The organism is Archangium violaceum Cb vi76 (assembly GCF_000733295.1).
In the GTDB taxonomy this organism is placed as follows: Bacteria; Myxococcota; Myxococcia; order Myxococcales; family Myxococcaceae; genus Archangium; species Archangium violaceum.
Map to the genome: position 1 here is coordinate 44251 of NZ_JPMI01000291.1, position 12500 is coordinate 56750.

General features: G+C 68.2%; 9 protein-coding genes. 7 read left to right on the forward strand and 2 right to left on the reverse strand.

What is annotated here, in order from left to right:
* Positions 1-8 precede the first annotated feature (8 nt).
* From Q664_RS39910 to Q664_RS39920, 3 genes are all read left to right on the forward strand, one after another.
* On the forward strand, positions 9-851 hold the full coding sequence (locus Q664_RS39910) for a phytanoyl-CoA dioxygenase family protein (RefSeq protein ID WP_043408810.1): 843 nt from the start codon (positions 9-11) through the stop codon (positions 849-851).
* A gap of 2 nt (positions 852-853) precedes the next feature.
* Complete coding sequence (locus tag Q664_RS53300; protein WP_084610736.1) at positions 854-2719, forward strand: ATP-binding protein; 1866 nt, start codon at positions 854-856, stop codon at positions 2717-2719.
* A 199-nt stretch (positions 2720-2918) separates the two neighbouring features.
* Positions 2919-3929 carry a helix-hairpin-helix domain-containing protein gene (locus Q664_RS39920; RefSeq protein ID WP_043408601.1) on the forward strand — a complete coding sequence of 337 codons (1011 nt, stop codon included), beginning with the start codon at positions 2919-2921 and terminating at the stop codon, positions 3927-3929.
* Between the two features lie 59 nt (positions 3930-3988).
* On the opposite strand, the gene Q664_RS39925 is transcribed toward Q664_RS39920, so the two are convergent.
* Both Q664_RS39925 and Q664_RS39930 read right to left on the reverse strand, forming a co-directional pair.
* Complete coding sequence (locus tag Q664_RS39925; RefSeq protein WP_043408603.1) at positions 3989-4543, reverse strand: hypothetical protein; 555 nt, start codon at positions 4541-4543, stop codon at positions 3989-3991.
* 17 nt (positions 4544-4560) lie between these two features.
* Positions 4561-5757, reverse strand: coding sequence for a hypothetical protein (locus Q664_RS39930; RefSeq protein WP_043408606.1), 1197 nt, complete (start codon positions 5755-5757; stop codon positions 4561-4563).
* A gap of 99 nt (positions 5758-5856) precedes the next feature.
* Between Q664_RS39930 and Q664_RS39935 the strand changes: the two genes are divergently transcribed.
* From Q664_RS39935 to Q664_RS53305, 4 genes are all read left to right on the forward strand, one after another.
* Positions 5857-8340 (forward strand): GH25 family lysozyme, encoded by a 2484-nt coding sequence (locus tag Q664_RS39935; RefSeq protein WP_043408607.1) that lies wholly within the window; start codon positions 5857-5859, stop codon positions 8338-8340.
* Positions 8341-8483: 143 nt separating this feature from the next.
* Entirely contained in the window at positions 8484-9887 is a 1404-nt protein-coding gene (locus tag Q664_RS39940) for an ELWxxDGT repeat protein (protein ID WP_160174605.1), read from the forward strand.
* 236 nt (positions 9888-10123) lie between these two features.
* The gene (locus Q664_RS39945) at positions 10124-11122 is read left to right on the forward strand and encodes a hypothetical protein (RefSeq protein WP_160174606.1); all 999 of its coding nucleotides are present in this window, start codon (positions 10124-10126) and stop codon (positions 11120-11122) included.
* A gap of 522 nt (positions 11123-11644) precedes the next feature.
* Positions 11645-12478 (forward strand): hypothetical protein, encoded by an 834-nt coding sequence (locus Q664_RS53305; RefSeq protein WP_152622609.1) that lies wholly within the window; start codon positions 11645-11647, stop codon positions 12476-12478.
* The last annotated feature ends 22 nt before the right edge of the window (positions 12479-12500 follow it).

Below are 12500 nucleotides of genomic sequence, written 5' to 3' on the forward strand. Positions count from 1 at the left end.
GAGTGGACATGGATCGAGCCAGAGACTTCGCGCGGCAGGGTTACCTCGTGCTTCCCGGTTTCGTGCCGGCGGCGGCCTGTGACGCCTTGAAGGCCCGGGCCGAGCAACTGGTGGCCGGCTTCCAACCGGAGACGGTCTCCATCTTCACCACGAACGATCAGACGCGCACCTCGGACGAGTACTTCCTCTCCTCGGGGGACAGCATCCGCTTCTTCTTCGAGGAGAACGCCTTCCGGCCGGATGGCTCGCTGCGCCAGGACAAGACGCTGTCCATCAACAAGATTGGCCATGCGTTGCATGACCTGGATCCGCTCTTCGAGCGCTTCTCCCGCACGCCGGAGCTGGCGGGACTGGCCTCGGAGCTGGGCCTGAAGCAGCCGTTGCTGCTCCAGTCCATGTACATCTTCAAGCAGCCCCACATTGGCGGTGAGGTCAACTGCCACCAGGACTCGACGTTCCTGTACACGGAGCCGTCCACCTGTCTGGGCTTCTGGTTCGCGCTGGAGGACGCCACGCTGGAGAACGGCTGCCTGTGGGCACTGCCGGGCGGGCACACGCTGGGCTTGAAGAAGCGCTTCGTGCGCGTCCCGGGGGGTGGCACGGCGTTCCAGGTGTTGGATCCCACGCCCCTGCCCGAGGAGGGGATGGTGCCGTTGGAGGTGGAGAAGGGCACCCTGGTGGTGCTCCACGGGCTGCTGCCCCACAAGAGCGGCGCCAATACCTCTTCCAAGAGCCGCCACGCCTATTCGGTCCACCTCATCGATGGCACGGCCCGCTACCCCGAGGACAACTGGCTGCACCGCGTACCCACGATGCCGCCCCGGGGCTTCGGTTCCCTCGCGAACGGCTGAACATGTTTCACCTCCTGCGGAGAGGATTGATCGCCGGGGTGGATGTGTTCCTGACACCCCGGCAGCGCCAACTGCCGCCCGATGAGCTCAGACAGTACCGGGTGCTGGTGGGCACCGCGTTGAGCATGCTGCTGCTCAACCTCCTCTTTTCAATCAATCTCAGATCCTCCCCCATCGCCGGGCGCCGGGCGGTGGCCGCCGTGGCGCTCGTGGCGGTGGCCAGCTACGCCCTGGTGTTGCTCCTGGTGCGCATGGGGCGCTCATTCCGGAACCTGGCCCTGCTGACGTGCGGGATCCTGACGAGCGCCGTCCTGTTGGTGACGATCTCCACGAGCGACCGGGGGGTCGTCTCGCATGCGACGGTCATGTTGGTGCCTCTGCTGGCGGTCTACCTGTTGGGGGGGCGCCTGGGCTTCATCTTCACCGCCATCGTCTGCCTGGGCGTGGGGCCCGTCCATCAGCTCTACCACTGGGGCTTCGGTTCGAAGCCGCCCCTCCTCGCCATCCTGACCTCCCTGGGAAGCAACAGCTCCTCGGTGCTGGCCCTGTTGATCGGCTGGGGCCTGTTCTGGCTGCACAGCTCCTCTCGGGAGCAGGCGCATGCGGCCTTGACGCGGGCCATGGAGACGCTGCGCGAGAGCGAGGGCAAGCTGATCAGCCTCATCGAGAGCACGGACGACTTCGTGATGTCCGTGGACACGGAGGGCCGCCGGGTGGCCGCCAACCGGCCGGCGCTCCAGCTGATCTCCACGCTCACCGGCAGTGAGCTGCCCCCGGGAGCACCGCTCTTTCCGCCCGTGCCCCGGGAGCCCTGGTCGAAGCTACTGGTGCTCTTCAAGAAGGCGTTGACGGGGCAGCGGGACCGCACGGAGGTGGAGTTCCTGCTGGAGGGCCGGTCCCGGACGCTGGAGACCATCGCCAGCCCTCTGTTGAACAAGGAGGGGAGGGTGGTGGGCGTGACGTTCTTCGCGCGGGACATCTCCGCGCGCAGGGAGGCCGAGGTGCGGCTGGCCGAGCTGCACCGCGGCCTGCTGGATGTCTCGCGCCATGCGGGCATGGCGGAGGTGGCCACGGGGGTGCTGCACAACGTGGGCAACACGCTCAACAGCGTGAACGTGTCGGTGGGCGTGGTGGGTGAGCGGCTGCGCACCTCTCGCGTGCCAGGGCTGGCCCGCGCCGCGGAGCTGATGAAGGAGCACCTCCCGCGCTTGGGCTCCTTCCTCACCGAGGACGAGCGGGGGCGGCAGCTCCCTCCCTACATCATCGCCGTCTCCGAGCGGCTCGTGTTGGAGCGCGAGGCCCTGATGACGGAGGTGAAGTCGCTGAGCGAGAGCGTGGAGCACATGAAGTCCGTGGTGAGCATGCAGCAGGAGAACGCGCGCTTCATCGGCGTGGTGGAGCAGATCCAGGTGGCGCGGCTGCTGGATGACGCGCTGAGGTTGCACGCCCAGTCCCTCGACAAGGAGGGCATCCAGGTGCGGCGCGAGTACGCCGAGGTGCCTCCGGTGCTGGTGGATCGGCACAAGCTGTTGCAGATCCTCTTCAACCTGCTGAGCAACGCGCGGCATGCGCTCCAGGAGAGTGGCCGCCCGGACAAGCGGCTCACCGTGCGGATCTCCGTGAGTGCGGATGGGGAGGTGCTGCGCATCGAGGTGACGGACAACGGGGTGGGCATCTCTCCGGAGAACCTGCCGCGGTTGTTCAGCCAGGGCTTCACGACGAAGAAGAGCGGACACGGCTTCGGGCTGCACACCAGCGCCCTGGCGGCGGCGGAGCTGGGCGGCGCGCTCACCTGCACCAGCCCCGGTCCTGGCCAGGGCGCCACCTTCCTCGTCGAGCTCCCCGCGCTCCCGAATCAGGAAGGCTGACGGCGGTCGAGCGCGGCGAGCTCCTCGCTACAGACATCTCCGTGGCGGACCGGACACATGAAACACGTCCGTGAACTCTCCGTTCCGTATTCGTGGAATCGGGGTGACCCGTGGATTGGGCCCAATCCGGGGGACACCTGTCAGCCGGGTGGTGTATGGAGGTACTTCCCCTCGCAGTCCCCCCCATGAGGAGCCCCCCATGCGTCATCTTGGTACCGCCCTTCTCGCCGCGAGCCTGCTCACTGCTTGCGGTGGTGCTGAACTCGAGCAGTCCAACGAGCCCCTCGCGCAGCAGCAGGCGGCGCTCACCACCACGGACGTGGACGTGTCCCCGGAGTGCCAGGGCATCCTCCAGTTCGCGAACACGGCGTCCTATGCGACGCTGGATGCGTACCTGCCGAGCGATGTCGTCTCCAACCTCGTCGCCCGCCGCGCGATCTCTCCGTTCGTGTCCCTGGCGGACATCTCCTCCGTCCGGCTGGTCGGTCCGACCCGTCTCGATCAGCTCGCGGCCGGAGCCCGGGCCAAGGGGTACCTTCCCTCCAGCTGCATCGGCATCCTGGACGGTCTCGCGCTGTCCACGGATGACGCGGCCGCGATCGTCTCGCTGGTGAACAGCATCCACGACTCCGAGCTGCATGACGTGCTGCCGGATGCGTGGAACGGCGCCGTGAACCTGCTCAACCAGCGCCCGTTCACGTCGGTGCAGGCCATCGCCAATGTCGCGGGCATCGGCGATGTGAGCCTGCGCAACATCCGGAACTCGGCCACGCTGAGCCGGCCCCTCGAGGCGCTCATCACCGCGGCGAACGCGGTGGGCGATCGTGGGCACGGCGGTGCGTACATGGCCCGCCACTTCGACTGGTGGCAGGAGGTGACGGGCAACGGCAGCTACAACTACAGTGCCCCGGTGTGTTTCGGGCTCGAGCCGACCAGCGTCCCGTCTGGCGCGACCGTCCGGCCGTACCTGGCTGACGCCGCCGAGGTGCGTGCCGAGTTCCTGTCCACGCTGAACTACGCCGACCCGTACCAGCAGCTCCCCCAGCGCGCCGCCGGTCTGGCGAACCTCGAGGAGCGGATCACCGGCCGCACGTTCAAGGGCTGCTACTACGGTTACGCGAACGATCCCTGGAGCGGGCACAGCGTCGCCATCTTCGTCGACACGCAGAACGGCTTCAGCCTGCTGACCGGCACCTACTGGGCCGAGTGATCGCACCGCGCTCCGGGGCGAGGGGAGTTCCCTCCCCCGGAGTGGCGGTTCTCCGCTGGTCAGTCGTCCTGGGCCAGGATCGGTCCCACGAGCACGCCCTCGGCTTTCTGAGGCTCCCCGAGGCGCAAGCTCTGCCCGCTTCCGCTGTAGGGGTACACCAGGAACAGCGACGAGGTGCGTGTCTCGACCTGGACTCCCAGGCCGGATTCGCTTCCGGACTCGAGCGTGGTGACGAGTGCGATGGCCCCGACGTCCGCCGAGCCAGCGCTTCGCTCGAGATGCCCGATGGTGGCCTCGAGCAGCTCGTCCCACGAGGCGCGAGGCAGTTGATCCCGGGGGAAGAAGGTCCTGGGGTTGTCGCCCGCGGAGTCCAGGGTCAGCCCGAACGGGAGCACGGCGCCGTGCTTCCGCAGCAGGAGGAGACCCGCTTCACGCGCCACATGCAGCGCCTTCCCCAACAACTCCTCGTCGTTCATCACCGCCATCTTTCTTTCGTGGTCCAGCCTGGGTGGAGCCGATGGAGCCTGCTGGTTCGCCGGCGCTCCGAAACGGAGGGCCAGCACCAGCAGACCCAGCCCGAGCAGGCCCAGGCCTGGAATGAGAAGCTTTCGCATCGGCCCCTCCATAGCATCTACCGGTAGAAGTGGTCCGCGAGGAGGCGGGAGTTGAAGAGCATGGCGTCGTAGCTGGTGTAGACGCCGTGCCCGAAGCAGGTCGCCAGGCAGTTGGGGAGGGCGCCCGTGCCCCGGTCTCCGTAGTCGACGAGGTAGCTGAACCCGTCACGAGGCACGCGCGCTCCGTGGCGCACGTGGTTGAGCCACGCCTTCACGTCATAGCCCTCGCCGAGGATGGCATCGAGCCGGGCGGCCAGCTCCCGCTCCTTCGTGCTGCCCGGAGGAATGTCCGAGCCGGCGATGCCCCACTGGTGCACGTAGTCGCCGTTCTCCGTGTGGAGGACTCCGGCGACGGTGCTCCCGCGTGGCTCGGTGCCCCGGTGGTTGATGACGTGCAGGACGCGGCACTGCCGGCCGGTGGCCCAGCCGTAGCGCGGCGGCATGCCGAAGGTGGCGATGTCGAGCCGCGCGCGGGCGACCGTGCGGGCCATGTCCTGGAGGGCCTCGGTGGGCTCGCCCGCGTCGCGCACGGCCTGCCAGAGCGCCTCGGCGGTCCGCGCCGGGTAGACGAGCTGCGTGAGCAGGGCGAGCACCTGGCCGCCGTGGCTGTGCCCCAGCAGCAGCGCCCGCTTGTTGCCGAGCTCCGAGGTGGCCAGCAGCCGCAGCAACTGCACGGCCGCGCGCAGGCGGGCGACATGGTTGTTGGCCGAGCTCCAGACGAAGCGCGTGGTGGGGATGTCGATGCCCAGCGACTTCTGGAAGAGCGAGACGTACTCGGGGGTGTAGTTGCCCAGGTCGCGCAGGACGCGATCGCTCGGGAGCTTGGAGAGGCGTTGCAGGGACGGCATGAGGCCCGGGCCCAGTGCCGAGAGGGGCCCCTCGAGCGCGGAGAGCAGCTGGGTGGGATCATGGCCCACGAAGGTGCCGTGCACGAAGACGACGTGGCGCACCCCGGCGCGGCGCAACCGGAGGCCCGTCTGCGCCATGGCGTCGCGCCAGGCGGGGGATTGGGCGTCGAGGACGGGCGTGTCGCGGACGATGGGCGGCATGGCCTCGAGCGCCCGCACCGCGAACGTCCCCGGTTGCGGCGTGGCGTCGTACCGCTGGGGCTCGCAGGGGGCGGGCTTCGGGCGGAGCCGCCACGCGATGAGGAGCCCGGCGAGAGCCGCGGCGAGGAGGAGGAGCGCGAGCGCGAGCCACATCGTGTGCTGCATGGCGCGGTAGCTTATCCCAAGAATCTGGGAATTTCGGCGCAACTCCGCGACGGACGTCCCGACAATCCCGGGTCCGTTGTTCGAGCACCTTGGAGACGTATGAGCGACAGGTTCACCTCGAGAAGCCTGGTGCAGTGTTTCTTTCCGACCGCGGTGAAGTGGGTATGGGTCCTGGCGGTCCTCGCGGGCTGTGGGGGGATGGAGCTGGAGGGGCAGCAGGGCGGGAGTCCCGACACCGCCACCGCGGAAGAGACGCTCGCCGCTCCGTCCAATGTGCAGTCGTTCTACGCGGAGAGCCGGTGGACCAGCCGTTTCGGAGTCACGGGCCCCTATTACGGCCCCGCTGGCCATCGCGGCCTCGATATCGCCGCGAGTGCCGGTACGGGGATTCCCGCGCTGCGCTCGGGCTACGTCCGCCGCGTCCAGTACTCCTCCGTGGTGGGCCACACCATCGCCGTGGAATCCGCGCCGGGCGACTACTCCGGGTACGCCCACGTCATCCGGACACGCGTCTCCGTGGGTGCCTACGTCCAGCAGGGGGAGATCATCGCCTATGTGGCCGGCTACGGGGATGATCACGGGTCGGCGTGGAGCGGGCCGCACCTCCACATGACCCGAGGCTCCACGGATCGCTGTGCGTTTGGCGAGTACGTCAGCGATCCCGCGCCCCTGATCCGGAACATCCTCGGCACCGGAAGTGGCGGAGGGACCGGCACCGGTGGTGGTTCCGGGGGAATCCAGATCAGCATCGAGGACGGAAAGACGCTCCAGCGCGTGGCCCAGCGAGGTGGCTACACGGGCGTGGTGGACGGCGTGCCGGGAGTCAACACGTGGAAGGGCGTCCAGACCGTCATCACGAATCATGGCTACTACTCCGGCCCCATCGACGGCATCCCGGGTGAGAACACGTGGAAGGGAGTCCAGCGGCTCGCGCAGCTGGGCGGGTACACGGGCCCCGTGGATGGCTACCCGGGTCAGTACACCTACCTGGGCCTCACCCACTGGCTGGCCCAGAGCCCCGGGACCCCCGCGCCGACGGGGATGAGCGGCGTCTATGGAATCGATGTCGGCACGACCCAGCGTGATCTGGACTTCAACGCCATTCGCAGCGCTGGTTATCAGTTCGCGATCGTCAAGGCGGGTGGCTCCAATGTCTCTCCCACGTACGTCGCGCCGTACTATGCCCAGCAGGTCGCCCGGGCTCGCGCGGCCGGGTTGATCGTCGGGCACTACTGGGTGGCGGGCTCCACCAACCCCGCGGCGGACGCCCAGTACTTCATGGACCACCTGTATGACCATCGGCCGGGAGATCTCCTGGTGCTCGACAACGAGGCCATCGACGATGGCATCTTCTGGAACGACTCGATGACCGCGACCTTCATGCAGGCGGTCAAGAACCGTCTGGGGAAGGCTCCGTTCCTGTACACCTACTCGAGCCTGCTCACGTCCAACACCTGGACCCAGACGAAGGCAGTGGGCTCGAAGCTGTGGATCGCCCACTACACGGGCACGCCGGGCAATCCCAACATCGGGTCTGCCTTCCCGGCGTGGGAGATTCATCAGTACACCTCGTCCGGCAACCAGAATGGCATTCCCCTGGATTTGAACGTGGCGAAGCTGTCCGCGTTCACCGGACTGTCCCAGCCACCAGATGGCGCGACGTCTCCTCCGCCGACGGCCATCCCCGGAGGCGGCTCGGGCGGCGGTGGTGCGCCCACCATCACCACCGAACAGGGAATCATCCTGCAGAAGCTGGCCCAGCGCGGTGGCTACACGGGCCCCGTGGATGGTGTTCCGGGAACCCATACCTGGATGGGCGTGCAGAAGATCCTTCGCCAGTTGGGATACTACGACGGGCCGGTCGACGGCGTTCCGGGCATCAATACCTACAAGGGATTGCAACTGCTTGCCCAGGACGGTGGCTACACGGGGCCCATCGATGGCATCCCCGGGCCCAATACGTACAACGGCATCCAGGCGTACCTGAACGGGTCGGGCGGCGGTGTGCCTCCCGTCACCAACGCGCAGGGCGTGACGTTGCAGCGGTTGGCCAAGGCAGGCGGGTACACGGGCGCCGTGGACGGCGTTCCCGGCACGAACACGTGGAAGGGAATGCAGCAGGTCCTCGCTGGCTACGGCTACTCGGGACCCGTGGATGGCGTCATGGGGACCCACTCGTACGCGGCGCTCCAGCGTTTCGCGGCGAAGGGCGGCTACACGGGCCCCATCGACGGCGTCATGGGAACCAACTCCTGGAAGGGCGTGCAGACCATGCTGCGAGGCTTTGGCTACACGGGTCCCATCGATGGCGTCATGGGAACCCACTCGTACGCGGCGCTCCAGCGGGTCGCGCGCCTGGGCGGGTACATGGGCCCCATCGACGGTGCGCTGGGGGTGAACTCGTGGAAGGGCCTCCAGACCTTCTTGAGTGGCGCCGGGTACACGGGGCCCATCGATGGCGTACCGGGAACCAACACCTACAAGACGCTTCAGTCCCTGGCGAGCCGGGGCGGCTACGTGGGTCCGATTGATGGCATCCCCGGGACCAATACGTACGCGGGCCTGGCGAACCTCCTGGACTGATCTGGAGCCCCTCTCCAAACGGACAAGGCTTCTGTTCATTGAATGGCGCCGTGCTGCTCTTCTGGCGCGGGTGCCAGGACTCCTCGCGTGACTACAGCTTCCCTGCTGGACGGGGCATTCCATGCCCCGGCGGAGGGATGACCATGCGAGTGGGATTCAGACGGCTACCGATGATGTTGTTGGCGTTGGGCCTCACCTGGTGCGAGGCAGACGAGGCGCTGGCGTCGGCTGACTGCGTTCCGGCCACGCGGGTGCTGGAGATCTCACGCATCCGGGGGCCGGAGGAAATGGTCGCCGTGGGTGACCAGCTCTTCTTCATCGTCGCGAGCTCCACGGACTGGTCCCTCTGGAAGAGCGATGGGACGGAGTCCGGCACGCTCAGGGTCGAGGTCATCGCGCCCATCACAGCCCCCATGGGCCCTCGGTCGCTCACGGAGGCCCGGGGGCTCCTCTTCTTCTCCTCCAACGGTGTTCTCTGGAGGAGCGACGGGACGGCGTCCGGCACGCATCCCGTGGAGGTTCCGCAGCTCACGAATGCCCATCCCCTGCGGGAGTACCGGGGCAGGCTGCTCGCCCTCCGGCCCATCCCCGGAAGTGGGGACGAGCTGTGGCTCACCGACGGCACTGCCGCGGGGAGCCGTCGCATCCTGGGCACGCCTCCCGCTCTCGTCATCAGCAGCTTCCCCTCGAGCAGCGTGGAGACGGCGAGCGGGGATCTCGTCTTCAGGGGGGCGACGGTGGCGGACCCGGACACGTCCCGGCTGTTCCGGCTCACCCGCTCGGGAGCCCTGGTGGAGCTCTTCCGGGCCTCGGGGAGCGGTGTCGGCATCACCCAGTTGACCGCGGTGGGAGACCGGGTCTTCTTCTTCACCGACGAGCTGGCGCCGGGGGATCCCTCCCGCCTGTGGAGCAGCGATGGCACTCCGGGGAGCGCGGTGCTGCTGCGGAACTTCGGGCTGATCGGCCCGCCCTTCGGGCTCACCGCGTTCGACGGGCGGCTCTTCTTCACCGCCAGCGCCGAGGACGAGCCCCGGGGCTTCGAGCCATGGGTGAGCGACGGTACGCCCGCGGGCACCCACCTGTTCGTGGACATCCGGCCCGGGGATGCGGGCTCGATCCCGACGAACATGACGGTCCTGGGGGACAGGCTCTACTTCGTGGCGGATGACGGCGTGCACGGCCGCGAGTTGTGGGAGACGGATGGCACGGCCACGGGCACCCGGCTCTTCATCGACATCCAGCCTGGAGCGCCGTCCTCGTTCCCGTACGGGCTCGCGACGGGCAACGGGAAGCTCTACTTCGTGGCGGATGACGGCGTGCACGGGAGCGAGCCCTGGAAGGTGTTCGACGGCCGGCCCCGGCGGGTGGCGGACATCGTTCCCGGCAGTGGCTCGGCGCCGATAGAAGCCGGCGTGGGACTCTTCGATGCACCGGCCGCGTCCTTCGTCCGCGCGGGGGGCTTCGTCTATTTCCTCACGGCGACCGGCGAGACTCCGGACAACGCGCTCTGGTCCATGAAGACGGGCTCGTATTGTCCGCAGCGCTGAGTCACTGGCGTGGGGTGCACGGCCTGGTGCTCCTCGGTCCAGTTCTTCCAGGTCGCGTGGGGTCCGAGGGAACTCTGGGGTTCTCTGAGATGGGCGAGGTGGAACTGATTCGCCGAGCCACATGAAGCTCCGGGAGGACCACCGTGGAGTGGCCCCCGGGGTAGAGTGGCGCCGTGTCTCCCCTCGTTCTTCGTGGCCTCGCTCCAGCTCTCGGGCTCGTGCTCGCCAGTTGTTCCGTGCCTCCTTCCTCGGAGCCCCGGCGCGAAGCCCGCGTCGAGGGCCAGGTGACGCTGGCCGGCCCTCCCGTGGGCAATGCGTACCTGTTCCTCTTCGCCCCGGATGAGGCGCCTCCCGAGCAGCGGGGCGAGCCCCAGTACGTGGCCGCCGTCCCCGAGGTGCGCCTGGCCGCCGGGGACGCGCGCTTCGGGTTCTCGGCGGTGGGCCCCGATGTGTACCGGCTGTGGGGCTTCCTCGATGCCAATGGCGACGCGGATCTCACCGTGGACGTGCTCGCGCAACCCGGCGCGGGGGATTGGGTCCCCGAGTCCTCCGTCGAGCTGAACGTGCAGCCGGGGCAGACGCTGCCGGTGGAGCTCGCGCTGCCTCGCCGGGTGAATCGCCCGCTTCCCGCGTTCCAGGTGGTGGAGCAGGGGACGGAGGGGGTGTTCACCCTGACGGACTCGTCCACGGCGATCGTCTCGCTCAACGTGCGGAGCGAGGGCTTCGGGCTGCTGCGCGGCGATGCGCCCCGGTTCTTCGTCCGGCTCGCGGACGTGGATGGGGATGGAACGGCGGATGACGTGAATGGGGACGGCGTGGTGGACGTGTGGCCCCAGTTCTTCCTGCGCTTCGTTCCGAGGCCCGGGCAGACCGTGCCCCTCGACAGCCAGGGCCGGCCCGCGCAGGTCATCGTGCCGCTCCTGCCCGATGTGACGCCCTTTCTCGGAAGCTTGCAGGGCGATCCGAGCGTCACTATCGCCGCTGGAGCGCTCCAGCTCTTCGTCGTCCCGTTGGCTCAGGCCATCACCCAGGAGCCGGGGCGGGGCAGGGTGGTGACCACGCTCGGGGCCATCCCCGTGGGCGAGTACGAGCTGTGGGCCGTGAACGATGAAGGGGGCGTCTGGTTCGTGCCCAATGATCTGGGACGGCGCGCCGTGGAGCCCCTGTCCGTCCAGGCGCTGCGCTTCCGCGTGGTCCACGCGGAGGGCATGGATGGCGGAACGGGCTCGCCGTAGTTCTTGAAATCGAGGGGGAGAGACATGCCGATTCGAGTGTTGCCGACCCTTGCCGCGGTGGTCCTCGCCGTCGCGTGTGCCGGGTGCTTCTGCGTTCCCTGGCCCCGGTGCACACCGATGACCTGCACCGAGGCCCGGGTCAATTGCGGCGAGGTGCCGGATGGATGTGGAGGCGTGCTCGATTGCGGCACGTGCAGGGCACCGGAGACGTGCGGCGGCTTTGGCACGCCGAATGTCTGTGGTTGCACGCCGATGAGCTGTGCCGAGCGCGGCGCGGACTGTGGCGTCATCGACAACTGTGGAGAGCCTCTGGATTGTGGTTCGTGCACCGGGCCCCAGACGTGTGGCGGGGGAGGGCGGCCGAACGTCTGCGGTTGCACCCCGGTGAGCTGTGCGAGTGCGGGGGCCAACTGTGGTTCGCTCCCGGATGGCTGCGGCGGGGTGCTCGATTGTGGCTCCTGTACGCCGCCGTTCACGTGTGGCGGCGGGGTGGGCGGGCGCCCCAACGTCTGTGGCTGCAACTTGACGACCTGTGAAGACGAGGGCGCCAACTGCGGAACGACGCTGAATGACTGCGCGGAGCCCATCTTCTGCGGGACGTGCACGGATCCCGAGACCTGTGGCGGAGGCGGTACGCCGAATGTCTGTGGTTGCAGGCCGACGACGTGCGCCGCCTCGGGCGCCACCTGTGGCGTCATCTCCGATGGCTGTGGGGGGACGCTCGACTGTGGCCCGTGTCCGCCCCGGTGCGGAAATGGCCGGCTCGAGGCGGGGGAGCAGTGTGACGATGGCAACACCGTGGATGGAGACCTGTGCGATTCGAGCTGTCTGATCGAGGCCGCCTGCCCGCCTGTTCCGGATGCGCCCACGACGGGGCTGGAGCCCGGTACCGCCCGGGGCAGTGTCTCCGTGGGCGCGGTCCCCAGGACCATCGATTGGAGCTCCGCGGCCTTCGTGCCCATCCGGGGAACCACGCAGTTTCAACTCATCGTCTCGAACGATCCCCGGCTCTGCGACACGCTGGTCAATACCAACCAGTACGAGGAGACGGATCGGTGCCCGGATGACTACTGCTCGCTCTGTCCCGGCTGTTTCGGGAAGCGGAACGGCTACGCGTACCTCACGGCCCGTTTCGAACAGACCTCTCCCGCCGGGAGTGCCACGGGCCACCTCTCCTTCCTCGACGAAGTCAACGTGGTGGGGTGGGGTTTCAGGATGGCCGTGGATGGCGCCATCACACCGGGCTCGACGGCGCTGACCGGCCAGCTCGAGATCTGCAACGCCAAGTACAGCGCCTTCGGAACCGGGAGGTTCCACGCCACCCTGTGCGTGGGGGGACTGCCCATCTACCACTGAGGGGGCGCGTCTGCTCGGCCGT